Here is a 25295-nt window from a genome sequence, read left to right as displayed (position 1 = left end):
ACCTTTCTCCAACCTTCTTCTTTATATCCTAATTATACAAAGTACGAAAGTACCTACTGACAGGGTTCTTGTTAGTCTTTAGTCCTAAAAAGCAAAGGAATATTTATATGCGCTATATCAATCCAAATCAACCAGGCTCAAAAGTTCAATTCAAATCACAATACGAAAATTTTATTGGCGGTGAATGGGTAGCACCTATAAAGGGTGCATATTTTGATAATGTATCTCCTGTTGACGGAAAAGCTTTTACACGTATTCCACGCTCTAGTGCCGAAGATATTGAGCTCGCTCTAGATGCAGCACACAAAGCGAAAGCTTCATGGAATAAATCTTCACCGACTACACGTTCTAATATACTTTTAAAAATTGCTGATCGTTTAGAAGCAAATCTTGAAATGCTTGCTGTTGCAGAAACTTGGGATAATGGTAAAGCGGTCCGTGAAACTTTAGCAGCTGACCTTCCGCTTGCGATTGATCATTTCCGTTATTTCGCAGGTTGTATTCGTGCTCAAGAAGGTGGCATCTCTGAAATTGATGAAGATACGATTGCCTACCATTTCCATGAACCGCTAGGTGTAGTTGGCCAAATTATTCCATGGAACTTCCCGATTTTAATGGCAGCATGGAAGCTTGCACCAGCTTTAGCAGCGGGTAACTGTGTGGTGATTAAACCAGCTGAGCAAACTCCGGTAGGTATTTTGTTAGTAGCTGAACTCATCCAAGACATTTTACCGCCGGGTGTCCTGAATATCGTTAATGGTTTCGGTTCAGAAGTCGGCCGCCCGTTAGCGACAAACCCACGTATTGCAAAAATCGCGTTCACAGGTTCAACTCAAACTGGACAAATGGTGATGCAATATGCGACTGAAAATATTATTCCAGTTACGTTAGAACTTGGCGGTAAGTCACCGAACCTTTTCTTTGAAGACATCATGGATAAAGAAGATGACTTCTTAGAAAAAACGCTTGAAGGTTTTGCCATGTTTGCCTTAAACCAAGGTGAAGTATGTACTTGTCCTTCTCGTGCTTTAGTACAAGAAAGCATTGCTGATCAGTTCTTGGAAATGGCTGTCGAACGTGTAAAACGTATTAAGACTGGTCATCCACTTGATACTGAAACCATGATTGGTGCTCAAGCATCTTTGCAACAACAAGAGAAAATCTTACGTTGTATTAACACAGGTCGTGAAGAAGGTGCAGAGCTCTTACTTGGCGGTAGCGGCCGTAAAGAAGTAGGCGATGGTTACTATGTTGATCCAACTATTTTTAAAGGTCACAACGGCATGCAAGTTTTCCAAGAAGAAATTTTTGGACCTGTACTTGCTGTAACAACGTTCAAAGACTTTGACGATGCAATTAAAATTGCCAATGACACTATGTATGGTTTAGGTGCAGGTGTTTGGTCACGTTCAGCTCACATTTCTTATCGTGCGGGTCGTGCTATTGAAGCTGGCCGTGTTTGGACAAACTGCTACAACATCTACCCTGCACATGCTGCATTTGGTGGCTACAAGAAGTCTGGTATTGGCCGTGAAAACCATAAGATGATGTTAGATCATTATCAACAAACTAAAAACTTGCTAGTGAGTTATTCAACTAAACCAATGGGCTTCTTCTAAGTTTCGCACCAAGTTGATACCAAACTATCAACACTAGAAAGAAGTAAGATGACTAATGATATAAGAAGCCAGTAATTTAGATTGCTGGCTTCTTTATTTCCGATTGTTAAGCTTGAATTTTTATCATTTAGAATAAAAAAACTCCATCTACTCTCTGAAGTGCTTCATTTAGGCATTGCTTTTGCATTGATTCATACAAACCCACTCGCAGGAGTATTGTATGAATCAACCAGAAACAGCTTCCGTCATTTCTTCAAGCACAGAAGTCTCATCAGCAGAATATTTTGCTCAGCGTCAACTCAAACAAGGTACGGTTGGTTGGTTACTCCTGATTGGTTTAGGCGTAGCTTATGTGATATCGGGTGATTTTGCTGGCTGGAACTTCGGTATTGCTCAAGGTGGTTGGGGTGGCATGTTTATTGCCACTGCCCTCGCTGCAATCATGTATCTGTGCCTGTGTCTTTCTATGTCAGAAATGTCCACCATGATGCCGACAGCAGGCGGCGGTTATAGTTTTGCACGTGCTGCCTTTGGCCCTTTTGGGGGCTATTTAACAGGAACAGCCATTCTAATTGAATACGCAATTGCCCCTGCGGCGATTGCCGTATTTATTGGCGGTTATTGCGAATCTTTATTTGGTATAAATGGCTGGATGATTTACCTCGCCTGCTATGCCATTTTTATGGGCATACATCTCAAAGGTGCTGGCGAAGCCTTAAAAATTATGTTCGCAATTACACTTGTCGCAGCTGTTGCTCTAGTTGTGTTTATTGTGGCAATGGTTCCACATTTTAATACACAAAATCTATTAGATATTCCTGTTGGCACAGCAGCTGGTGCAAGTCGTTTTCTACCTCATGGCTATTTAGGCATCTGGGCCGCAGTTCCTTTTGCAATCTGGTTTTTCCTTGCAGTTGAAGGTGTGCCATTAGCCGCCGAAGAAGCAAAAGATCCAGCAAAATCTCTCCCACGCGGTTTAATCGGTGCAATGCTCATCTTAACGGCGTTTGCCATGCTCATTTTATTCTTGGGTGCAGGCGCAGCAGGTGCAAGTACTTTGCAAAACTCAGGCGCCCCCCTCGTCGATGCTCTGGTTAAAGTTTATGGTATCAATACTTGGCTTGCGACTTTTGTTAACTTTGTTGGTTTAGCAGGTTTAATCGCGAGTTTCTTTTCAATTATCTATGCCTATTCCCGTCAAATCTTTGCATTGTCACGTGCTGGTTACTTACCTACTTCACTCTCTTTAACCAATAAAAATAAAGCCCCTTATCTCGCAATTATTATTCCGGGCATTATTGGGTTCTTGCTTTCACTGACCAAAGAAGGCGATTCACTGATTTTAATCGCGGTTTTTGGTGCAACTATTTCTTATGTGTTGATTCTTTTATCCCACATCAAACTACGCCTATCTAAACCCGACATGCCTCGTCCTTATAAAACTCCTGGAGGAATCGTTACTTCAAGTATTGCCTTAGTTCTAGCAGTGGCTGCTGTGGTCGCAGGCTTTGTTGTTAATCCAAAAGTTTGGTTTATTGCTGCCGCTATTTATGTCGTATTTATTGCTTACTTTTTACTCTACAGCCGCTATCATTTAGTGAAAGGTACACCAGAAGAAGAGTTTGCAAATATTAAAGCCGCAGAACAAGAACTATAAAAAGGATGCAACTATGAGTTATCGCAATATTGTCGCCAATCAACAGTATCACTTTGCTGACTTGAAGACCTTGATGGCAAAAGCAACGCCGTTACGTTCTGGCGATGAATTAGCAGGTGTAGCGGCCAGAGATTCAACCGAACATGTTGCGGCACAAATGACTTTGGCCGATGTGCCATTAAAAACCTTTTTAAATGAAGTTGTAGTCAATTATGAAACTGATGAAATTACACGACTAATTATTGATGAACATGATCTGGCAGCCTTTGCCCCTATTTCACACTTTACGGTAGGCGATTTTCGAAATTGGTTACTTGGAGAAGAAGCCACTACTCAAAGCTTAAAAGCCTTAGCGTCAGGTTTAACTCCAGAAATGGTGGCTGCTGTCAGCAAAATTATGCGCAATCAAGATTTAATTTATGTCGCCAGCAAATGTGAAGTAGTGACCCAGTTTCGCAACACGATTGGTTTAAAGGGACATCTTTCTACCCGTTTACAACCCAATCACCCGACCGATGATGTGCTCGGTATTTCTGCCAGTATTTTAGATGGTTTAATGTATGGCAATGGCGATGCCGTAATTGGCATTAACCCTGCAACAGATAACCTTCATAATTTGTCAGAGCTACTAAAATTACTTGATCATGTCATTCAGGAATATCAGATTCCAACGCAATCTTGTGTACTTACGCATATCAGCTCAGGCATTCAACTGGCTGAAAAAAATGTACCGATTGATTTAATGTTCCAATCCATTGCCGGCACTCAACTTGCTAACGAAGGTTTTGGTATCTCACTCGATTTATTACAAGAAGGATATGAAGCCACACTCGCACTCAAGCGCGGAACCATTGGACACAACGTTATGTACTTTGAAACGGGTCAAGGGAGTGCCCTATCAAGCAATGCTCATCACGGCGTTGATCAGCAAACATTAGAAACTCGGGCCTACGCAGTGGCTCGTAAATATAAGCCGCTTTTAGTGAATACAGTCGTTGGCTTTATTGGGCCCGAATATCTCTTTAACGGTAAACAAATTATACGTGCCGGACTGGAAGATCACTTCTGCGGTAAGTTACTTGGCGTGCCAATGGGCTGCGACATTTGCTATACCAACCATGCCGACGCTGACCAAAATGATATGGATGTTCTCCTTACTCTGTTTGGTGCTGCGGGCATTAACTTTATTATGGGAATTCCGGGTTCAGATGATGTCATGCTCAACTATCAAACCACTTCATTCCATGATGCTCTCTATTTAAGACAACTCCTCGGTTTAAAACCCGCTCCTGAGTTCTCCGCTTGGCTTGAACAACAAGGGATTTTTAAACAACAAAACTCTCAAATTTGTTGGGCAGACCACATGCCTGACCAATTCTCTCGTCTGCTCATGAACTAGGGAGAACATCATGAAACTGAACCGTGATATTCAATATCCATCTTCTACTCATCAAGATCAGTGGGAAAAACTTAAAGAGTTTACAGATGCTCGTATTGCTTTAGGTCGTGCTGGTTGCAGTATCCCAACACGGGCCTTACTTGAGTTCCAGTTATCTCATGCGCAAGCAAAAGATGCTGTTTATCAACATATGGATGTTCCCTACTTGTCTGAACAATTACAGCACAAACAACTTCAAACTCTTCATGTTCAAAGTAATGCTGCTAATAAGGAAATTTATCTTAAACGTCCTGATTTAGGACGTCAGCTTTCCCCCCCATCAAAAGATGCGTTAATGAAGGAATATACAGAAAATCCGAAGCCATACGATGTTTGTATTGTGGTTGGTGATGGACTTTCAGCAAGAGCGATTGAAGCAAATGCTATTCCATTCATTACCGCGCTAAGTGAACACATTCAGCAAGAAAACTGGAACCTTACACCAATTGCACTTGCTACAGGTAGCCGAGTTGCTTTGGGTGATGAAGTCGCAGAAATCTTTAAAGCATCCATGCTTGTGATGCTGATTGGTGAGCGCCCTGGTTTAAGCTCCCCTGACAGTATGGGGATTTACTACACATGGAATGCATATTCAGGTTGCATCGATGCCAAACGTAATTGTATTTCGAATGTTCGCTCAGCAGGTTTAAGTATTCCAGTTGCAGTACAACGTTTAATAGCATTAATGAAAAAATCAAAACAGCTTGGCTTTTCAGGAGTTAATTTGAAAGATGAACATCAACTTCCAGATATAGGTATTGAACAAACTCAAAAGCTATTATTTTAATCAGAGGAATATGCAAAGAGATTTATTGAAAAATAGATAAACCTTTGCATAACAATATTATCTTAACGAAAAATATCAATTTTCAGCTATTGACGATTTATACAGATATTTTCTTCTTTATATTTATCGCTATACTCCACCTATTGATCTTCTATGAATCATTTGTATGAGCACAACAAACGCCTTCCCCAAAACTATTTATGCCATTCAGCATCTTGCTTTCGAAGACTTAGGTTCATTAGAAGATGTGTTTTATCAACTCGGATTTCGCGTCCGTTATTTTGAAGCGGGCGTAGATGATTTAACTTCTGCATTTTCACACGATGGATTAACTATTATTTTAGGTGGACCAATCGGGGTTTATGAAACTGAAGATTATCCGTTTTTAAAAGATGAAATCGCTTTACTCAAACAACGCTTAGCTGCAGATAAACCTACACTTGGTATTTGCTTAGGTGCGCAGCTGATTGCTCATGCGCTTGGCGCAAAAGTATATGCAGGGCATCAGAAAGAAATTGGTTGGGGACCACTGAGCTTAAGCCTACGTGCCAATCAGGTGTTATCTCCTTTGCTTAATAATGTACATGTTCTACATTGGCATGGCGATACTTTTGACCTGCCTGAAAATGCTGTGCTACTAGCTAGCTCAGAGATTTATACCAATCAGGCATTCGAAGTTGGGAATAATATTCTTGCATTGCAATTCCATATTGAAACGACAGAAGAAAATTTTGAGAAATGGTTGATTGGCCATACATGCGAACTTCGCAATGCTAATATCTCAATTCCAAAACTTCGAGAAGAAAACTTACAATATGCTCAAGCACTCGAACATGCAGCATTTGAAGTAATTCAAAAATTTCTAAAACGCATTGGATATAGTGGTTAATCGCTTTTTACTACTATAAATAAGTTCAAATGCTTTTTTATTAACCAAAAGGTAGAGTAAAAATCTATCTTTTGGAACATTTTATATTAAATTAAGTCTAATGCTTCACGCTACTTTTACTCACAAATATAAATAGTTAAATCATTATGGAAATCCTGAAATTTATCAAAAGCTTTAATACGGTGAATACCTATTTATTGCTAGCGTCTATTCTTCTTCTAACAACAGTTATTTATTTTTATGTGATTAATCCTACTTAGCCATACGCAAAAGTAATCTTTAAAAGTAAATATCAACCTAAATAAAAAGCCCAACTGAGTTGGGCTTTTTATTTCTCTTACTTTTTCTCAGGTTTGAAGCTGTCTTTTAAGTCAAGAACACGGTTAAACACAGGCTTTTCAGGAGTGTGATCGTATTGATCAGCAACGAAATAACCTTCACGCTCAAATTGGAAACGATCTTCTGGCTTCGCTTGAGCTAAAGCAGGTTCAATCACAGCCTGAACTACTTTCAAAGAATCTGGATTTAAGTTTGCTAAGAAATCGTCACCAGTTTCTGGGTCAGCTTCTGTAAATAATCGATCATAAATACGTACTTCAGCAGGAACACCTTTAGTTGCAGACACCCAGTGAATCACGCCTTTTACTTTACGGCCTTCCGGATTCTTTCCTAAAGTTTCAGGATCGATTGAACACTTCAGCTCAATCACCTCACCATTTTCATCTTTAATGACTTCATCACATTTAATCACGTAAGCATGGCGTAAACGCACTTCACCGTCAGGAATTAAACGTTTAAAGCCTTTTGGCGGTACTTCTTCAAAATCTTTACGATCAATATAGATTTCCTTGGTTAAAGGAATCACACGATCACCCATATCTACATTAGGATGGCGAGCATGCGTAAGATCTATATCTTCAGGTAAGTTAGTTAAAGTCACTTTAAGTGGGCTTAAAACAGCCATACCACGTGCAGCAGTATTTTCTAAAGATTGACGAATACAGAACTCAAGCATTGCAACATCTACAATACCGTCAGTTTTCGACACGCCTACACGTTTACAGAAATCACGTAAGCCTTCAGGAGTAAAGCCACGACGACGCATACCGACTACGGTTGGCATACGTGGGTCATCCCAACCATTTACATACGCACCTTCCACCAACTTACGTAATTTACGTTTTGACGTGATGGTGTAGTCCACGTTTAAACGTGAAGATTCGTACTGATGCGGAACAGATTTAGATTTTACTTTTTCTACAATCCAGTCATAAAACGGACGGTGATCTTGGAATTCCAATGTACAAAGTGAATGAGTAATCCCTTCAATCGCATCAGACAATGGATGAGCATAGTCATACATTGGGTAGATTTTCCATTTATCGCCAGTTTGGTGATGCTCTGAATGCAATACGCGATATAAAATCGGATCACGCATATGTACATTTGTACTTGCCATATCAATCTTGGCACGTAAAACCGCTTCACCCTCTTTAAACTCACCGCTACGCATTTTTTCAAAGCGAGCAAGATTCTCTTCAATAGATGCATCACGGTATGGAGAGTTTTTACCCGGTTCAACAAAGCTACCGCGGTTTAACTTAATTTCTTCTGGAGATTGTAAATCTACATAGGCATCGCCTTGTTCAATCAATTGAACTGCCCATGCATATAATTGATCAAAGTAACCTGATGCATAGCGTGGTTCACCATTCCAGTTAAAACCAAGCCATTTCACATCATTCGCAATACCGTCAACATATTCTTGTTCTTCAGCATCAGGGTTTGTATCGTCAAAACGCAAATTACACAAACCATCAAACTCTTCAGCCACACCAAAGTTCAAGCAAATCGCTTTTACATGGCCAATATGTAAATAGCCATTTGGTTCTGGTGGAAAACGCGTTACGATCTGCTTTGCACGACCCGTTGCTAAATCATCAGTAATGACTTGGCGAACAAAATCTAAGCCAGCCTGTTGTTCTTGCTGCGCAGAATCGACAGAGGCATGAGTATTCGGTGTCGGGTTATTAGGCAGGCTCGAGACAACATCATTAGGCTTCATAGTGTATCAATCACTTCTTTGTAGATAAATTTCGAAAAATTTAAACGCTATCTTCATTTTTCACAAAGATTTTAACGTTTTTTACTTGCCTTGTAGTTTACAGTTTGCTTATGCTTCTCTCAACCAAAAACCCATGGTCATAAGCCCATGTTTAGGAGATTAATGTAATGAGTTTTCCTCAAGTCGAATTAAACACCAATAAAGGTCGTATTGTTCTTGAACTAAATACTGAAAAAGCACCAAAAACAGTAGCAAACTTTTTAGAATATGTACGTGACGGTTTTTATGACGGCGTTATTTTCCACCGTGTCATTGATGGTTTCATGATCCAAGGTGGCGGGATGGATGAAAACTTCAAAGAAAAAGCAACTCGTGATTCTATCGAAAACGAAGCTGACAATGGTTTAAGCAATGATGTTGGTACGATTGCTATGGCACGTACTCAAGCACCTCACTCTGCTTCTGCACAGTTCTTCATTAACGTAAAAAACAACTCTTTCTTAAATCATACCTCTAAAACCGCTCAAGGTTGGGGTTATGCTGTATTTGGTAAAGTTGTTGAAGGTATGGATGTTGTTGAAGCGATCAAAGGTGTTCGTACAGGTAACCGTGGTTACCACGCTGACGTTCCTTTAGAAAACGTTGTAATCGAATCTGCTAAAATTATTTCTGAATAATTTTAGGAATAAGCTGTGACTTATCTGTTTATTTCAGATTTACACTTGTCACCTGAACACCCTCGACTTGTTCGAGGGTTTTTAGATTTATTGGTGCATTATCAAAATAAACAAACACAGCTTTATATTTTAGGTGACTGGTTTAACGCTTGGATTGGTGATGATTACTCAGCACCATGGCTCGATGAAATTGTTGAAGCATTAAAAGACTTTAACAAAAAAGGAAATCGGATTTACTTTCAAGTTGGTAATCGTGATTTTGCCTTAAATCAGGTTTTCCTTAATAAATTTAACGGTGTATTACTACCCGACATTTATTATCTTAATATTGCTGGACATCAGTACCGTCTAGAACATGGTGATGCCCTATGTACAGATGATATTTCTTATCAAAGATTTAAGAAGATTATTCGAAATCCGCTCTTAGTTGCTCTTTTACGTCGTACACCACTGAGTTTTCGAACCAAACTGGTTAATGGCTTTCGTAAAAGAAGCTCCGCTGATAAACAGCAAAAAAGCTATGAAATTATGGATGTGAATGAACAAGCTGTTATTTCTGCTTTAGAGGATGCAGATATACTGATTCATGGACATACCCATCGCCCTTCAATTCATCAGGTACAAGCTAAACAACGAATTGTTCTTGGCGATTGGCGTGAAGATCAAGCTTATATTTTAGAAATTGATCCGTCTTCCAATATGCAACAGCTTGAATTGATGATCTGGAATTATTAGCTAGAAATTAGCCACTTTTTATTTGAACTTTCAATTCTTTAATTTTGTTATTTAAATCAAAATCCCAAATCATACATAAACAGGTAATGAATACAAATTTCCAGTTTATATGTACATACTTTTGATATTCAATATATAAAATCAAAAGACTCAATACAAATGCAAAAATGATAAAGGCTTTAACGATTCTAAATTCTCGCAGCTTACTCTTTTCATCTGTTGGCATTAAATCAATCATTTTCAATAGATTATTAAAAGTTTATATAAATATTATATTTCTTTATCAAACTACATAGGAAATGTTTTTGAATAAAATAGCGTATGATGGCAAAGATTAAATTCTCTCAATTGCCATAAGATTGATATGGAGCACACCTATGGACTTATTGAATTCTGTTAAAAGTCGCTATACAACAAAAGCATATGATCCAAATAAGAAAATACCTCAAGAAAATTTTAATAAATTATTAGAAATATTACGTTTCTCTCCCTCTTCAGTAAATATTCAGCCTTGGCACTTTGTAGTTGCAGACAATCTTGCTGCTAAAGAACGTATCGCAAAAGCATTAACAGGAAAGTATGCTTACAATGCTCCTAAAGTGCTTGAGTCATCACATACAATTGTATTCTGCACAAAAACAGATATTTCACCTGAGTATTTAAATCAACTACTTGAGCAAGATGATTTAAGTGGCCGTTTTAAAGATGAAAAAGCTAAACTAGGCCAAAAAGATACTCGCCATGGCTATGTTGAGTTTTATAGGAATGAACAGAAAAATTTATTCGGATGGATGGAAAACCAAACATTCATTGCTTTAGGACAGTTACTGTTTGCTGCTGGCTTAGAAGGAATTGACGCGACTCCTATGGGTGGCTTTGATGAAGAAGTTTTAAATACTGAGCTCGGTTTAACTGAAAAAGGCTTAAGAAGCTCGGTGATTGTTTCGCTAGGCTATCATAGTGAAAATGACTTTAATGCCAAACTTCCTAAATCACGTTTGCCAGATGAAGTGATTTTCACATACTTATAATAATCTCAATAGTTCAAGAGATTCGTCTCTCTTGAACTATCCAGCCATCGCACTTGCCAAACAAATTACCCCACTTATTCCTAAAAGAATCCCCAAAATAGTAGGCCATTTTAATTTTTCTTTATATAAGACCACTCCACTGACAATCCCCAATAACACTACAAGAATATTCATACTTGCAAAAACAATTGCAGGTGAATCTTTTAAAAGAATATGAGCCTTTACATATAAAGCAATATTCAAAAAATTAAGTACACCCAATACTAAACCAGCTAGCGTGCTTTTAAATTGCCACTTTTGATTTTTCTGTATGAGTAAATATGAAATCGATAATATAAAAGCAGTAATAAAAATAAGATTTAAAGTAAGTGTAAACTGAAGTCCTAAACTACTTGTATATTTTAAGAGAATGTCTACTGCTGCATAACCGCACCATACACTTAATAGAGCAAATATCGCTTTTCGAGATTGGTGATTTGAGAAAGAATTCATTTGTCCAAATAAGACAAGTAAGACTGCAAAAATTCCTAGACCTATTCCCCACAGTTTTAATGCATTAAATTGCTCATGAAAAAGGAAATATGCTGCAAGTAAAGAAAGAACAACCGAAAGTCTTTGGGCAAGTTCCGTCTTAACAATTCCGGCATATTCTAATGATTTAGCAAGACATAAAAAAATACTAGGTAAAATTATTCCTAAGGCAATAATTAGCCACCAAGGCGTATGTTGTATTGAAACATGTTGAATATCAGGCTGAAACCACAAAAAACAAAGCAGACTTGCGCTTGCATAATTCCATGCAATCAATTGTAAGGGTTGATAACCTTTTTTCTTTAAATTTTTTAATAGGATAGACACCAAGACACTGCTTAAAGCAGCAGCTAATATTAATATCATTTGTTAAAGCCCTATTTATTTAAATATACTATCTATCATGTTCAAATGATTACCCATGACCAGTTAAATATTTGGAATAAACTTTTAAATACACATAAAAAAACCAGTCATTATCTGACTGGTTTCTTTTTTAGATTTCAATTAACGATTATTTTCGTCGTCTTGACCATCTTCAAATTTAGTATCGTTGTCAAAACCACCTTGATGGCCACCGAAACCGCCTTGACCACCGAAGCCACCTTGACCACCGAAGCCACCTTGACCACCGAAGCCGCCACCTTGACCACCGAAGCCGCCTTGACCACCGAAGCCGCCTTGAGCGCCGCCGAAGCCACCTTGAGCACCACCGAAGCCGCCGCCTTGAGCACCACCGAAGCCGCTACCTTGACCACCAAAACCGCCTTGAGTGCCGCCTTGTGCTGGGAAGCCTGTACCTTGAGCGCCTGCTGGACGTGGGTTACGTGCTGGAACAACAGTTGAAATCGCGTGTTTGTAAACCATTTGACTTACAGTATTTTTTAATAAAACAACATATTGGTCAAAAGATTCAATATGACCCTGTAATTTAATACCGTTCACAAGGAAAATAGAAACAGGGATACGTTCTTTACGGAGAGAATTTAAGAACGGATCTTGTAAAGTTTGACCTTTAGACATTTTTAACTCCAAAAAAAAATTTTTAAATCAGCGCAAAAAAACTATCTTTATTTTTCAACTAAAAATTATAAAAAGACAGTGTGCAAATTTTGCTTTATCCATAAGAGTTTCGCAAGTCTTCTTTCGCCTGCTTTATCGTCAAGTAAGTTTTAAAATCGTGTATTTCTTGCAAAGAACGTAACCACGTATATTGACGTTTGGCAAGTTGTCGTGTTGCAAATAAAGCTTTATCCTCCATTTCACGTTTACTTTTGAGACTTAAGTCACTTTTTAATAAAAATTCTAGTGCTTGTCGATAACCCACTGAACGCATTGAGGGTAAATTTTCATCTAAATCGTATTTTTCAATTAGAGCTTCAACTTCACTCAAAAAACCGATATCCCACATTTTGCTTAATCTTTGCTCAATGCGTTGATGTAATTCTACCCGATCTGGAAGCAAAGCATAGTTATGAAATATGTATCGATATGGTACGTTTTTTGGTTGCTCTGCCTGTAATTTAGTAATTGGCTCGCCTGTAATTTTATAAACTTCTAAAGCACGAATAATCCGTTGCTTATCAGTTACATTAAACTTTATAGCAGCGGCCGGGTCTACAGAAACTAACTCATCATAAACGGCTTGCCATCCTTCATTCAAAGCTTTTTCTTCAATTGCTGCTCGAACCTCTGCATCTGCGCTTGGCAAATTACCAGACAAGCCCTCTAATAATGCCTTGAAATACAACATTGTCCCTCCTACTAAAATAGGAGTTTTCCCACGCGAATGCATTTCATCAATTAATTTACATGCATCTTCGACAAATTGAGCAGCCGAATAGACTTCTAAAGGAGTAATAATATCAATGAGGTGATGAGGATAGAGCGCTTGTTCTTCACGCGTTGGCTTAGCAGTACCGATATCCATATCTTTATAGACGAGTGCGGAATCAACAGAAATTAGTTCAAAATTTCCACGCTCATATAATTCACATGCCAAAGCGGTTTTCCCGCTCGCAGTTGGTCCCATTAAATTGATGACGGGCAATTGATTTGACATGTAAAACTACTCTCCTCGAGCAAATAATTTATCTAGTTGAGATAATGGAAATGCACGCCAAGTTGGCCGCCCATGGTTACATTGGCTCGCAAATTCGGTTTGTTCCATTTGACGAAGTAAAGCGTTCATTTCTGAAAGACTGAGTTGTCGATGTGCACGCACTGCCCCATGACATGCCATTCCAGCGAGTAACTCATCTCTTTTTTGAAGTAATCCTTGTGCTTCATCATTCGGATCTAAATCATTTAAAAGTTCTGGAATGAGATTTTCAAAATCAGCTTTTTGCAAAATGGCTGGCACACCACGAACAATAACTTGCTCATCACCATATAAATCAATTTCCAAACCTAAGCGCTCAAGCTGAGGTTTTAATTCATCAACCCTAACAGCTTGCATACGGCTAATGGAAATCACTTTAGGTATAAGCAATTGCTGAGATGTCCAAAATTCCGGTTTATCCCAAGCATTTTTCATTTGCTGTAATAAAATACGCTCATGGGCCGCATGCATATCAACAATAATTAGCCCTTCGGTATTTTGGGCTAAAATATAAATTCCATGTAGTTGAGCAATTGCGATCCCTAATGGAAACTCATCTACTTTAGCAACTGGCTCTATATCTTCATTTACCGAGAAACTCGTAGGTTGGTCACGCAGAGGCGCTAAATAAGTTTTTAAAGCATTATTTAATTGAGCAGAACCATTATATTTGGGTGTTTGATCTGCATAGTGAACAACTTGCGGACGACTAGCGTTAAAATCGGTTAATAACTCTGTTGGTGCGTGCTGAGTCTGTGGCTCACTATCTGCATTTAAAGTTTCATTTGCTCGGTGCAATGAAAATTGTTCTTGATATTTAGGCTGCGGCTGTACTGAATAATCTGATTGTTCATCTACTTTCATCGCTTGAGCTAGATCAGCACTCGCTGTCTGAAATTGTGCGAGAGTTTCTTTTGCATAATGCCTTACAAACTCATGCACTTCTCTTTGATTTAAAAATCGAATCTCATGTTTGGTCGGGTGAACATTGACATCAATATTTTCAGGATCAACTTCCAAGAAAAGTAAATAAGATGAATGTTGATGGCCATGCAAAATACCATCATAGGCCATGCGTAGCGCATGTGAAATTGTTTTATCTTTGACAATACGACCATTTACATAAACATATTGCATGTCGGCCTGTGCACGTGCATCCGAAGGATGACCAAGCCAACCTGATAAACGCATGCTAATACTTTCAGCATCGATCCAATATGCATTTTGAACAAATTGTGAGCCTAATAATTGCTGAACTCGCTGAAAGCGTAGTTCTCCGCTATCTGCTATCGGTAAATTAATTCTAATATTATCATTGTGTTCAAGCACAAAACGTATATCGAAATGTGTTAGGGCTAGACGGCGAACGATTTCTTCAATATGACCAAATTCAGTGGTTGGTTTTTTTAAGAATTTACGACGCGCAGGAACATTAAAAAATAAGTCCTGAACTCGAATATGAGTACCTTTTTGTGCTGCAACAGCTTGTACCTCTTGATGATCAAATGCTGTACCGTTTACCTCAACCTGATGGCCAATACCACTTTCATCTTGGCTACTGGTCAAAGTCAATCTTGAAACAGCAGCAATCGAAGCTAGGGCTTCCCCACGGAACCCCAAACTCACAATCGCATGTAAATCTTCAGCGGTTTTAATCTTACTTGTAGCATGACGCATGACAGCAAGCGCCAAATCATCCGGATGAATACCATGCCCATTATCAATGATTTCGATTAAAGTCGAACCACCTTGAGCAATCCTTACAATCAGCTCAGTCGCACCGGCATCGATAGAGTTTTCTAATAATTCTTTGACCACAGAAGAAGGTCGCTCAATCACCTCACCTGCTGCAATCTGGTTCGCTAACGCTGCGTCTAATGTATGAATACGACGTTTTGTTAGCTTTTCATCAGTCATGAAGCTGTTCCTGCAAAGTCTGGTACAAATTTTCTGTTGGTAAAGTTAACGTTACGAACCGGCTCAACTCATCATCTGACTTTTGAATGTCAATGATGATATCCGCTTGTGGAATTTCATCACCACCTTTAGAGGGCCATTCAAACAAAAATAAAGCATCAGTGATATCTAAATAATCACGGATTCCCATTAATTCAAGTTCGTAGGGGTCATTCAAACGATATAAGTCAAAATGAAAAATTTCCTTGTCATTAATTTTATACGGCTCAACGAGTGTATAAGTTGGACTTTTAACAGAACCTTTATGACCCAAAGCTTGCAAAAAATAACGGGTAAGTGTGGTTTTACCCGCACCTAGGTCCCCAATTAAATAAATTACACCCGACTGAACATGCTGCGCCAAAGCTCGAGCTAAACGCTCAGTATCTTCTTCATGATTTAAGACCAATTTCAATGAGTACGACATAGCACACATAACATGATTCGAAATAATCGATATGATAACATTGCCCTGCCTTAAAAGCCTACTTAAGCCCTAGAAGTTGGCTTTTTTTATATCAATTTTCTTACATATTTACATTTTTTTATGTCTAGTCCGAACGATTTTTTGCCCCCTATGATTGATGGTGTAAGCGCAAGCCAAGTTTATCTTCCTCAACAAAAAGACACTCAAACGATTTATGAGTATCTATGTGGTCACTTTGCACATATTAGAACAGATGAGTGGAAACAAAGATTTCAAGACGGGCTTATTTATGGGGCAAATGGACAAAAACTAACATTAGATAGTCCATACCAAAGTAATACGCATATTTTTTATTATCGATTTCTTGCTTATGAAGTCCACGTTCCATTTGAACATCGGATTTTATTTGAGAATGATGATTTACTGGTGGTCGATAAACCTCATTTTTTAACGATTAGCCCCACTGGACAATATGTTCAAGAAACACTTTTAGTCCGACTAAAAAAACAAACAGACAATGAATTTTTAACCCCTATTCATCGCTTAGACCGTGAAACTGCTGGCGTGGTTCTATTTTGCAAACGGGTTGAGTCTCGCGGTATTTACCAACAATTATTCTCAGAGCGCCAAGTCAATAAAATTTATCACGCTGTTGCACCTTATAAAAAAGATTTAACTTTTCCTCAGAAATTACATTTGCATTTAGATAAAGGTCATCCTTTTTACACCATGCAAGTTATAGAAAATGCAAAAACAAACACCGAGACCTATATTGAGCTGATCGAGCATAACCAGATTTGGGCAAAATATCGCTTAACACCGACAACGGGCAAACAGCACCAACTTCGGGTGCATCTGAATTACTTAGAAATTCCGATTAAAAATGATCCATTTTATCCAGTAGTTCAACACAAAGCTGAAGATGATTTCTCGGAACCATTACAGCTGCTAGCTAAGCACATTTCATTTATAGACCCCCTTACAAAGGAGGGAATGTCTTTTAATTCTGAGTTTGAATTGACATTGTAATGTAACTGTAATGACAAAAAGATTATTTTTTATGCCAAAAAGCATTGAAATTACATTGCGATGGTTTAAAATAAATTCCTAAAAATTAAAATCATTTGGTTTTGTTATTCATGCGAAAAACAGAAGTTTATCAGGTTCGACTTGACTCCCAAGAAAAAAAGCAGGCTTTTGCTGTTTTTAAACAACTTGGAATTACCCCTGCCCAAGCAGTACGACTTTTTTTTAAACAGGTCGTATTAACTAAATCTATTCCTTTTGCGATCGAAAATCAGAATATTAATATGGAACAATTATTAAAACTGAGAAAAGCAAAAGCATCTTCATTAAACCAAAATTCATCAACTTTAGCTGAAGATGATGACCATGAAGATTTATTTGAAGAATTGAATGCACTTCTTGGTGAAAGCGACAAAACTTAACACTGTTGCATTTATAAACAAGTTTTAACGTCAAAAAGCTCTTTTTTTCGTTATGCTCTCTTTGTAAAAACATAATGATAAGTTACAAGGAGTGCCAAATGATCGTTAGACGAGCGACTTTTGAAGACTTAGAGCAACTCGCCGTTTTATTTGATGAATATCGCCAATTTTATGGGGCCTCTTCTAATTTTAATGAATCCCTTCACTTCCTAAAACAACGTTTTGAGAATAGAGAAAGTGTGTTCTTCATTCATATTAAAGACGATAAAATTACGGGTTTTATTTTACTCTATTTAGGTTTTTCTTCAGTTGCTTGTTCAACTTACTATATCTTAGATGATGTCTATGTTACCCCCGTTTTCCGTCGTCAAGGTTCAGCTAAACAGCTCATCGATACAGCAATCTTATTTGCAAAACAAGAGAATGCTTTGCGGATTAGTTTGGAAACTCAAAGTAACAACCATGAATCTCATCGTTTATATGAACAAATGGGATTCATTCGAGATAGTGAGTTCCAAACTTTTCATTGTTTTCTCAAATAATATTTTGAGCAAGCTGTTTTTGTTGTTCAGATAAATACACCCATTCTCCATCTTCAAGTTCAGGTAAAACCAATTGTCCTATTTGATGGCGATACAATGCTTCTACTTTATTTCCTACAGCTGCAATCATTCTTTTGACTTGATGATAAACACCTTGATGAATCGTCATGGTTAATTGATGAGTTTCTAATATCGCTACATCCGTTGCAGCAAACACACCTTTTTCTTGATGCAAACTTACGCCTTGACTCAACATTTCAATTTGCTCAGGTGTGACTGGATCTATAGTCGTAACATGATAAACCTTTGGAACATGTTTACGAGGATGGGTTAAAGCTTGAAGATATTTACCATCATCAGTAAGTAAAAGTAAGCCTGTGGTATCTTGATCTAGACGGCCAATGGCTTGCACGCCACGTTGAATCATGATTTCTGGTAAAAGACTAAATACGCTTTGATGATGGTGAGGCTGATGTGAACATTCAAAACCTTTTGGTTTTTTTAAAGCGAGGTAAACTTTTTCTCGATATTGATAAGTTTCTCCAAAAAGAGAAAATTCTAAATTTTCTGGAGAGAATTGCTTTTTGAGATCATCTGCAACCTCTCCCTCAATACTTACAGATCCATTTTTTATTAACTGCTGACAATATTTACGTGAACCAAACCCTTGTGATTGTAAAATTTTTTCCAGCAGCATGAAGTTTTCTCATTAGAACTAAGCTGTTATTTTAACGTAGTTTCTATTTTTTGCTAAACACTACTCTCTACTGTTTTCATCTATTTGATTTAAGTCGCTTTCTTAATCTTCCACTACTCGATAAATATTTTCGTTTTGTTCACTTTCAAACAACAATTCAGTGGTAGGCAAAATAATTTCATTATCAACAATAATATGCTCAATACGTTGGCTCAGCTTTAAAGGCTCATTTTCATGTTCCACTAAATTTTTCTTTAGTTGCGCTTTTGCATCATGAATCTGGTCAAACTGATCTTTAATTTTAATATCTATAATGTCCATAAAATTATCCTGTACTCATGAGTAATGACTATTTTTATATCACAACTTTAAGAAACTAAAATTTTTAACTTGTTAATTTATATAACATTGTGTCCAAGCGTAACCAGAAATTAAAAATCTTTATCATTTATAGATATACAATGATTTTTTATCAAAAATTAGATTTAAAATCGGCTATATCTTTTAAAGCGTTCACATCAACACTCTTAAATATTATACAATTCCACTTATTTACTTGCTCTGCACCCCCATGCTTGCCCAATTTGATGTGAATTTAGTTGTTTTACTCGTCCTGTTGATTTGCGGTTTATTAAGTCAAAATGCAGCTGTAACGATTGCAGCAGGTGTGCTCATTGTCGTTAAAATTACGCCATTAAATGAGTTTTTTCCCTATATTCAAGCCCATGGCCTTAATTTAGGAATTCTTATCTTAACGATTGGTGTACTCACTCCAATTGCCAGTGGCAAGCTTAGTGGTGAGAGTATTTTAAAATCCTTTATTAGTGTTAAGTCTATTATGGCTATCGCAATTGGCCTGTTAGTCGCCTGGCTAGGTGGTCGTGGCGTAAAACTAATGTCGAGCCAGCCCGATGTGGTTGCAGGTTTACTCATTGGTACGGTTGCTGGTGTTGCTTTACTCCGAGGCGTACCAGTCGGCCCACTGATTGCAGCAGGTTTACTCTCTTTATTTATTGGTAAATAAGAAGTCGATAGAAAAAAGGTGCAATTAAGCACCTTTTTAAAACTTAGGCTAATTCATTGTTTTAGCCAGAGTAATAGGCGTTTCGTTTTAAAGAGAACTTTTCCAACTGCTTTAAAAATCCTTCAAAATAACTTTTCTCTTTTTCTTCAGTTCGGTAACCTGCATATAAAGTTCGTCTTAAGCCTGTAGGAGAAACACAATCTAAACGACGACTAGTAACCCATCCCTTTTGTTCATATTCATTTACAACCCAATCAGGTAAAGCAGCAATACCTCGTCCACTTGCAACGAGTTGAATAAGCATTTGGGTTAAATCGGTTGTCCGTATTTGTTTAGGCTGAATATTCGCGGGGATGAAAAGTTTAGACATAATATCTAAACGGTGCTTATCTACCGGATAAGTAATTAAAACTTCTTCAGCCAACTCTTGAACTGTAATATTTTCAGCACGCACCAAAGGGTGAGTATTTGATAAGACTAACCGTGACTCATATTCAAAAATCGGAAAATACTCAATTCCTTTTAACGCAATTGGATCAGCTGTAATCAGTAAATCAAATTCTGCATTTTGTAAGAGTTCATGCGGATTGGCTTCAAAACCTGATGCAAAGTCTAAATCGACGTCAGGATATTGCTGGCGATACTGATTTAATAAAGGCATTAACCAGTCAAAGCAACTATGGCATTCCGATGAAAAAATAATTCTACCTGTCTGTCCATGCACAATGCGTGTGATATCACTATGTGTAATCTGGATTTGTGGTAAAACATCATCAGCCAATTTTAATAAGCGCTGTCCAACATTAGAAAAACTAACAGGTCTACTTCGACGATTAACTACTTCCACCCCGTACCAATGATCTAATTCTTTTAATTGATGGGAAATAGCAGATGGTGTTAAACAAAGATCGTTAGCTGCCGAAACTAATGAACCATGCTCACGTAATGCAACTAAAGTTTTAAGGTGACGAATTTCTAACATGGGCCAAGCCTAAAAAAGAGATTTATCTACAAATGGATAAAGCTCATCTTTACTTTTCCATAAAACTTTCGACAAATCTTTATTAATGAATTTTATTCACTTTAACACAAAATTAGTTAGTTTGTCTCAACATGAGTTTTATTTCACTATTTTACATGGGATGAATTTAGGTATCTTCAAAAATGAAGGAAAATTAAAACGATTTTATAAAAATTTTTAAAGGGCGTAAAAAGTGTAAGGCAAAAATAGACCTAATAAAGGTCTATTTTTATAAAAAACTATTGTGCTAATACATTTAAACTAATAATCGTATAACTCTGTTTTGTAGGTTTTACTTTCAAGTTTAGGGGAGCTGTTACTTCTACTAGGTACTCTCCAGCTTTTGGAAATCTAAGCTCAACCTGACCATTCTTTTCTGCCTTAAAGTGCTGTACTTGTTTGTCAGTCGCACCCTTTTCTCTTAAATTAACTTCAGCATAAGCTAAAGGCTGGCCCTTTTCAGTTATAGCTAATTTAACTGGTTGAGCAGCTTTAATTTGGTTTGGATGTAAAGAGAAACTAACTTTAATCGGTGTATTAGGAAGCTGAATATCTGAAACTTTTCCCTTAGAAAGATAACTCTGCAATATCCACTCACGTGTTACTTGCTCTGTTTTAATTGTTTTTGTTTTAAGGTCAGTCGGAATCAAATATTCACGTTCTGCTTTCGGTGGAGCTTTATCAGCTGGCATATCAACAAAGAGATGCCATTCTTTTTGGTCATATACATATTTTAAAGGATAACTCGCCTGGGTTTGAACAATGTAGGTCCCTTCTTCAGATAGATCTACATCAAACACAGTTACAGACTTATGTAAAGCTTCTGAGTTGACAGTTTTAAGCTCATTTTTAGGTGTAATTACAGTAAGCTTAGCATCCTTTAAAGCATATTCACTATTTAATGCTTCTTCCGCATAACCAGCAATTACGGGCACTTGAGTCTGTTCAGTTTTATAAGCTACAGGAGCTACATAAGGTTCGTGAGCAAAGCCTGTTGTACATATCAATACAAGTGACGTCATTAGAAATCTATTCATTATTACAAAATCCTGTTGTATGCAAAGTTAAAAAATCAGACAAAATATAAACGGATACAGTATACACAAATAAAAATAATTCTTATTATCATTAATAGATTTAATTTTACATAAAAAAAGACTCGAAGGTCTTTTCTTATTTGATTTTATTGCTGCTTTATCTTTGGAAATGTCTGATCGAAATCAATTAGCTTATAGCTTTTCACTAAATCATCTGGTCCGTAAGATACTTCGTATGAGGTTTCTTTACCATTAAAATATGCTTCTGTTGGAGTCCCAAAAACCTCCCAAAGGCCGATTGAAGCCACATCTGCTACACCATGACCAAAAGCTCTGCCGACTTTCACCCACTTTGAATACCCTTGCTGAAAAGTATAGATCTCAACACGTGTTCCATCACGGTATTCTGAAAGTACAGGGGCACCAAACTCGGCAATCACATAATTACGAGAGCTGCCTGGATTTAGAACATTTAAATTTTTTTTACTTGGTTGATTACCTGCCATAAATACTGCGCAACCAGACATAGATAACATAGCCATACCTATAAGGCAGGTAATAAATAATTTTCTCACGTTTTAGCATCTCTATTTTTTGGATATTTATACAACTTGTTGTAATGACTAAAGTATTACGCGCTAATCATATATAATTTTTAAAAGTTTTTCGATGAATTAATCTATATAAAATTTAAATTTACTTTAATTGAATATGTAATCTTTCTCTCAATATTTTAGTTTTTTATTATTCTGTTCTCTTTTCCCTTATACTTCTCTTTTTTGAGTCTTCCCTTAACTTATTATGGCGTCCCCGCAATCTCCTCTTTCCACACTTCAACATTACTCTCTCTTTTTAGCAATTTTCTCACTCGCTGTAGGTGGTTTTTGTATTGGAACCACTGAATTTGTCGCAATGGGACTGATTCAGGAAATTGCAAATAATTTAAATATTACAGTACCTGAAGCTGGTCACTTTATTAGTGCCTATGCATTGGGTGTAGTTATTGGTGCTCCTATCATCGCTATTCTCGGAGCCAAAGTTCCGAGAAAAACTTTATTACTCGGCTTAATGCTTTTTTATGGTGTTGCTAATGCGTGTACTGCTTTAGCTCATACCCCTGAAACTGTTTTAATCTCACGTTTTATTGCAGGTTTACCACACGGAGCATATTTTGGAGTCGGAGCCTTAGTTGCCGCTGAACTAGCGGGTCCATCAAAAAGAGCTTCTGCAGTTGCCCAAATGATGATGGGACTTACTGTCGCAACTGTAATTGGTGTTCCCCTCGCAACATGGTTAGGCCAAAACTTTGGTTGGAGAGCAGGTTTTGAGTTTTCAGCAACTATTGCTTTCGTCACTTTAATTGCTGTTGGCTTCTTTGTACCCAATATTCCAGTTCAGGCTACTGCCAGTATCAAAACTGAATTAGCTGGCCTTAAAAATATCAACATGTGGTTAACACTAGCAGTAGGCGCCATCGGTTTTGGAGGCATGTTTTCAGTTTATAGCTATGTTTCACCAATTTTGACTGAATACACACAAGTTAATATCCAAATCGTTCCTATCGCCTTGGCTATTTGGGGTATTGGTATGGTTATTGGAGGATTAGCGGCAGGATGGTTTGCAGATAAAAACCTCAACAAAACGATTGTAGGTGTATTAATTAGCTCAGCTATCGCTTTTGTAGTCGCTAGTTTTTTAATGAGTAATATCTATACTGCCATCGCATCTTTATTTTTAATTGGTCTCACAGTAATGGGACTAGGTGGAGCTTTGCAAACCCGTCTAATGGATGTTGCAGGCGACGCCCAAACATTAGCAGCATCACTCAACCACTCTGCCTTTAATATGGCCAATGCATTGGGTGCATTTTTAGGTGGATGGGTACTCAGCCATCAAATGGGTTGGATCGCTCCAATCTGGGTGGGTTTTGTTTTAAGCCTTGGCGGTCTGATTATTTTGCTTATCGCATTTGCAGTAGAAAAAGCCAGTAAGAAAGCTTAATTAAAGAAAAGGCTAACTTATTACTTCTAATCAGTTAGCTTTCCTCCACAGTGTGGACAATAACATTTTTTCTCACGAATGGACTCTTCTTCATCTAATACTTTTTCACGCATAATTTGAATAATCAGGTTATGCGCTTGCTCTTTTGGCAGTCCTACTTTTTGACGAACTCGTTCTATTTCAATTTCATCATGTAAAATATCAATACCTCGTGCTTGAAGTAACTCACGAAACTCTTGCTCTAGTCTCTGATTCCGTTGATTAAGCTCATTTGCGAGTCCAGACGCCAAAATACCAGCCGGTAATGCCGCAATACCCACACCCAAAATAGTAATAAGCGCTCCTAATAACTTTCCTAGGCTAGTTACCGGAGTAACATCACCATAGCCCACTGTAGTTAAAGTAACCACCGCCCACCACATAGATTTAGGTATTGAACTAAAAGCTTCTGGCTGAGCCTTATTTTCAACTACGTAAATTCCAGAAGCAGTCATAATAATCATGATAATTAAAATAAAGATAACGGCTTGAAAAGATCCCTTCTCACGTTTAATTACGCATAACAATATCTGTAGCGAGATGAAATAGCGTGTTAATTTTAATAAACGCAGTAAACGTAAGATCCTAAGCATACGAAGATCGATTCGTACAAAGAAATTTAGGTAAGCCGGTAAAATTGCCATCAAATCAATTATAGCTTCACCGCTTTTCATCCAGTTCAAGCGGGTTTTCCATGCGGATTGGGTCGTATCTCGATCAGCAATACTCCACAATCTTAATAAATATTCGATACTAAAAATTGCGATTGAGATATTTTCAAAGTAGTCAAACCAAATACGATAACTTGTGTACAGATCATTTACCGTTTCCAATAAAACCGCAGCGACATTGCCAACAATTAAAACAACTAAAAAATAGTTAATGCATTTACTTACCGTAGTTTCATAGTCATGGTTATGAAGATTATTGTAGAAAAACTTACGCAATCCCTTCAAAGCTGAATTTTGCATATGGCTCTGACCACTTGATAATGTAGATATAGTAAGCGCTTAGTCTGTATTCACCAATATAGTCTCTAACAATTTTTACTTTTACTGACTTCAATATTTAAGCCTTAAAATTTACTTCATGCATCAATCCGCGGCTACACATCGGAATTCATTCTCTTCCCACCACATCACATCGTAGATACCGGGATGTGATTTTAAAATAATATTTATATAGTTTTGCAGCACCATAATATGATGAGTAATATCAAGTTTTCTAAATAGAAACTTTCTTAAAATTGGCGTATTTGGAGAAATAAAAATTGCGAATCCATTGCTATATTCTTCATAAACACTGATTCCAAGATACATTGTTATTTCAGGTAGAGGGATCTCAATTTGCCACCCCCATTTCTCACTATATAGCTCTATATTTAAATGATATCTATTCTTTAATATACTAAAAATATACTGTGCAATATCTTCAGTTTTTTGAACTAAAATACCGCCGTCTTCAGCATGCGTTTTTTGATTATATAATTGATAATCATCAAATTTAAATTCAACAATTGTCTTTAACATTCTTAAGTTCCCTATATAAAATACTCATATTTTTTTTAATTATT

The 25295-nt window shown here is 37.4% G+C and carries 28 protein-coding genes; 14 read left to right on the top strand and 14 right to left on the bottom strand.

Annotation, left to right across the window (positions count from 1 at the left end; all coding sequences use genetic code 11):
- The first annotated feature begins 107 nt into the window (after nucleotides 1–107).
- From aldA to SOI76_RS18685, 6 genes are all read left to right on the top strand, one after another.
- The gene (gene aldA / locus SOI76_RS06845; protein ID WP_104078907.1) at nucleotides 108–1619 is read left to right on the top strand and encodes an aldehyde dehydrogenase family protein; all 1512 of its coding nucleotides are present in this window, start codon (nucleotides 108–110) and stop codon (nucleotides 1617–1619) included.
- A 220-nt stretch (nucleotides 1620–1839) separates the two neighbouring features.
- Nucleotides 1840–3276, top strand: coding sequence for an ethanolamine permease (gene eat / locus SOI76_RS06840; protein WP_104078908.1), 1437 nt, complete (start codon nucleotides 1840–1842; stop codon nucleotides 3274–3276).
- Between the two features lie 13 nt (nucleotides 3277–3289).
- Nucleotides 3290–4675 (top strand): ethanolamine ammonia-lyase subunit EutB, encoded by a 1386-nt coding sequence (gene eutB, locus SOI76_RS06835; RefSeq protein WP_104078909.1) that lies wholly within the window; start codon nucleotides 3290–3292, stop codon nucleotides 4673–4675.
- A gap of 10 nt (nucleotides 4676–4685) precedes the next feature.
- Nucleotides 4686–5501 carry an ethanolamine ammonia-lyase subunit EutC gene (eutC, locus tag SOI76_RS06830; RefSeq protein ID WP_104078910.1) on the top strand — a complete coding sequence of 272 codons (816 nt, stop codon included), beginning with the start codon at nucleotides 4686–4688 and terminating at the stop codon, nucleotides 5499–5501.
- 166 nt (nucleotides 5502–5667) lie between these two features.
- Nucleotides 5668–6390, top strand: coding sequence for a glutamine amidotransferase (locus SOI76_RS06825; RefSeq protein WP_104078911.1), 723 nt, complete (start codon nucleotides 5668–5670; stop codon nucleotides 6388–6390).
- A 146-nt stretch (nucleotides 6391–6536) separates the two neighbouring features.
- Complete coding sequence (locus tag SOI76_RS18685; protein WP_414017395.1) at nucleotides 6537–6650, top strand: hypothetical protein; 114 nt, start codon at nucleotides 6537–6539, stop codon at nucleotides 6648–6650.
- Nucleotides 6651–6727: 77 nt separating this feature from the next.
- On the opposite strand, the gene SOI76_RS06820 is transcribed toward SOI76_RS18685, so the two are convergent.
- Nucleotides 6728–8455, bottom strand: a complete 1728-nt coding sequence (locus tag SOI76_RS06820) for a glutamine--tRNA ligase/YqeY domain fusion protein (protein ID WP_104078912.1) — start codon at nucleotides 8453–8455, stop codon at nucleotides 6728–6730.
- A gap of 167 nt (nucleotides 8456–8622) precedes the next feature.
- Here SOI76_RS06820 and ppiB point away from each other — a divergent pair, with 167 nt between their 5' ends.
- Nucleotides 8623–9132: a peptidylprolyl isomerase gene (gene ppiB, locus SOI76_RS06815; protein WP_002122280.1), complete on the top strand. Its 510-nt coding sequence runs from the start codon at nucleotides 8623–8625 to the stop codon at nucleotides 9130–9132.
- A 15-nt stretch (nucleotides 9133–9147) separates the two neighbouring features.
- Nucleotides 9148–9867 (top strand): UDP-2,3-diacylglucosamine diphosphatase, encoded by a 720-nt coding sequence (gene lpxH, locus SOI76_RS06810; protein WP_104078913.1) that lies wholly within the window; start codon nucleotides 9148–9150, stop codon nucleotides 9865–9867.
- A gap of 7 nt (nucleotides 9868–9874) precedes the next feature.
- Here the strand turns inward: lpxH and SOI76_RS06805 are convergent, their stop codons facing one another.
- Nucleotides 9875–10105 carry a hypothetical protein gene (locus SOI76_RS06805; RefSeq protein ID WP_104078914.1) on the bottom strand — a complete coding sequence of 77 codons (231 nt, stop codon included), beginning with the start codon at nucleotides 10103–10105 and terminating at the stop codon, nucleotides 9875–9877.
- Between the two features lie 139 nt (nucleotides 10106–10244).
- On the opposite strand from SOI76_RS06805, the gene nfsB reads away from it, so the two are divergent.
- The gene (nfsB, locus tag SOI76_RS06800) at nucleotides 10245–10898 is read left to right on the top strand and encodes an oxygen-insensitive NAD(P)H nitroreductase (RefSeq protein ID WP_104078915.1); all 654 of its coding nucleotides are present in this window, start codon (nucleotides 10245–10247) and stop codon (nucleotides 10896–10898) included.
- Between the two features lie 36 nt (nucleotides 10899–10934).
- On the opposite strand, the gene SOI76_RS06795 is transcribed toward nfsB, so the two are convergent.
- The 5 genes from SOI76_RS06795 to tsaE all read right to left on the bottom strand — a co-directional run bounded on the left by SOI76_RS06795 (nucleotide 10935) and on the right by tsaE (nucleotide 15913).
- Nucleotides 10935–11795 (bottom strand): DMT family transporter, encoded by an 861-nt coding sequence (locus SOI76_RS06795; protein WP_104078916.1) that lies wholly within the window; start codon nucleotides 11793–11795, stop codon nucleotides 10935–10937.
- Between the two features lie 141 nt (nucleotides 11796–11936).
- The gene (hfq, locus tag SOI76_RS06790) at nucleotides 11937–12452 is read right to left on the bottom strand and encodes an RNA chaperone Hfq (RefSeq protein ID WP_016140609.1); all 516 of its coding nucleotides are present in this window, start codon (nucleotides 12450–12452) and stop codon (nucleotides 11937–11939) included.
- A 94-nt stretch (nucleotides 12453–12546) separates the two neighbouring features.
- Nucleotides 12547–13491 carry a tRNA (adenosine(37)-N6)-dimethylallyltransferase MiaA gene (gene miaA / locus SOI76_RS06785; protein ID WP_032054084.1) on the bottom strand — a complete coding sequence of 315 codons (945 nt, stop codon included), beginning with the start codon at nucleotides 13489–13491 and terminating at the stop codon, nucleotides 12547–12549.
- 6 nt (nucleotides 13492–13497) lie between these two features.
- Complete coding sequence (gene mutL, locus SOI76_RS06780; RefSeq protein ID WP_104078917.1) at nucleotides 13498–15447, bottom strand: DNA mismatch repair endonuclease MutL; 1950 nt, start codon at nucleotides 15445–15447, stop codon at nucleotides 13498–13500.
- Nucleotides 15440–15913, bottom strand: coding sequence for a tRNA (adenosine(37)-N6)-threonylcarbamoyltransferase complex ATPase subunit type 1 TsaE (gene tsaE, locus SOI76_RS06775; RefSeq protein WP_104078918.1), 474 nt, complete (start codon nucleotides 15911–15913; stop codon nucleotides 15440–15442). The genes mutL and tsaE overlap by 8 nt, the downstream gene beginning before the upstream one ends.
- A gap of 120 nt (nucleotides 15914–16033) precedes the next feature.
- Between tsaE and SOI76_RS06770 the strand changes: the two genes are divergently transcribed.
- From SOI76_RS06770 to SOI76_RS06760, 3 genes are all read left to right on the top strand, one after another.
- Nucleotides 16034–16942 (top strand): pseudouridine synthase, encoded by a 909-nt coding sequence (locus SOI76_RS06770; RefSeq protein WP_205668360.1) that lies wholly within the window; start codon nucleotides 16034–16036, stop codon nucleotides 16940–16942.
- Nucleotides 16943–17052: 110 nt separating this feature from the next.
- Complete coding sequence (locus tag SOI76_RS06765; RefSeq protein WP_002122138.1) at nucleotides 17053–17361, top strand: type II toxin-antitoxin system RelB/DinJ family antitoxin; 309 nt, start codon at nucleotides 17053–17055, stop codon at nucleotides 17359–17361.
- A gap of 98 nt (nucleotides 17362–17459) precedes the next feature.
- Entirely contained in the window at nucleotides 17460–17903 is a 444-nt protein-coding gene (locus SOI76_RS06760; protein ID WP_002122286.1) for a GNAT family N-acetyltransferase, read from the top strand.
- Here SOI76_RS06760 and rsuA read toward each other — a convergent pair.
- Nucleotides 17896–18600, bottom strand: coding sequence for a pseudouridine synthase (rsuA, locus tag SOI76_RS06755; protein WP_104078920.1), 705 nt, complete (start codon nucleotides 18598–18600; stop codon nucleotides 17896–17898). The genes SOI76_RS06760 and rsuA overlap by 8 nt on opposite strands.
- Nucleotides 18601–18702: 102 nt before the next feature.
- A complete protein-coding gene (locus SOI76_RS06750) occupies nucleotides 18703–18921 on the bottom strand; it encodes a hypothetical protein (protein ID WP_032054089.1) in 219 nt (72 codons plus the stop codon).
- Between the two features lie 250 nt (nucleotides 18922–19171).
- Here SOI76_RS06750 and SOI76_RS06745 point away from each other — a divergent pair, with 250 nt between their 5' ends.
- Nucleotides 19172–19624: a DUF441 domain-containing protein gene (locus tag SOI76_RS06745; RefSeq protein ID WP_104078921.1), complete on the top strand. Its 453-nt coding sequence runs from the start codon at nucleotides 19172–19174 to the stop codon at nucleotides 19622–19624.
- A gap of 61 nt (nucleotides 19625–19685) precedes the next feature.
- Here SOI76_RS06745 and metR read toward each other — a convergent pair whose 3' ends face one another.
- The 3 genes from metR to SOI76_RS06730 form a co-directional block, all read right to left on the bottom strand.
- Nucleotides 19686–20606, bottom strand: coding sequence for a LysR family transcriptional regulator (metR, locus tag SOI76_RS06740; protein ID WP_002122195.1), 921 nt, complete (start codon nucleotides 20604–20606; stop codon nucleotides 19686–19688).
- Nucleotides 20607–20884: 278 nt separating this feature from the next.
- The gene (locus SOI76_RS06735; RefSeq protein WP_205668361.1) at nucleotides 20885–21682 is read right to left on the bottom strand and encodes a DUF4198 domain-containing protein; all 798 of its coding nucleotides are present in this window, start codon (nucleotides 21680–21682) and stop codon (nucleotides 20885–20887) included.
- A 146-nt stretch (nucleotides 21683–21828) separates the two neighbouring features.
- Entirely contained in the window at nucleotides 21829–22257 is a 429-nt protein-coding gene (locus tag SOI76_RS06730; RefSeq protein ID WP_205668362.1) for a hypothetical protein, read from the bottom strand.
- A gap of 226 nt (nucleotides 22258–22483) precedes the next feature.
- Between SOI76_RS06730 and SOI76_RS06725 the strand changes: the two genes are divergently transcribed.
- Nucleotides 22484–23683, top strand: coding sequence for an MFS transporter (locus tag SOI76_RS06725; protein ID WP_104078923.1), 1200 nt, complete (start codon nucleotides 22484–22486; stop codon nucleotides 23681–23683).
- Nucleotides 23684–23709: 26 nt separating this feature from the next.
- Here the strand turns inward: SOI76_RS06725 and SOI76_RS06720 are convergent, their stop codons facing one another.
- Complete coding sequence (locus SOI76_RS06720) at nucleotides 23710–24693, bottom strand: ion transporter (RefSeq protein WP_104078924.1); 984 nt, start codon at nucleotides 24691–24693, stop codon at nucleotides 23710–23712.
- A 123-nt stretch (nucleotides 24694–24816) separates the two neighbouring features.
- Nucleotides 24817–25251 carry a hypothetical protein gene (locus SOI76_RS06715; RefSeq protein ID WP_104078925.1) on the bottom strand — a complete coding sequence of 145 codons (435 nt, stop codon included), beginning with the start codon at nucleotides 25249–25251 and terminating at the stop codon, nucleotides 24817–24819.
- Nucleotides 25252–25295 lie beyond the last annotated feature (44 nt).

The organism is Acinetobacter pittii, from assembly GCF_034064985.1.
Taxonomy (GTDB): Bacteria; Pseudomonadota; Gammaproteobacteria; order Pseudomonadales; family Moraxellaceae; genus Acinetobacter; species Acinetobacter pittii_H.
Note: the sequence above shows the minus strand (reverse complement) of the source record. Positions and strands in the feature narration are given on the sequence as shown.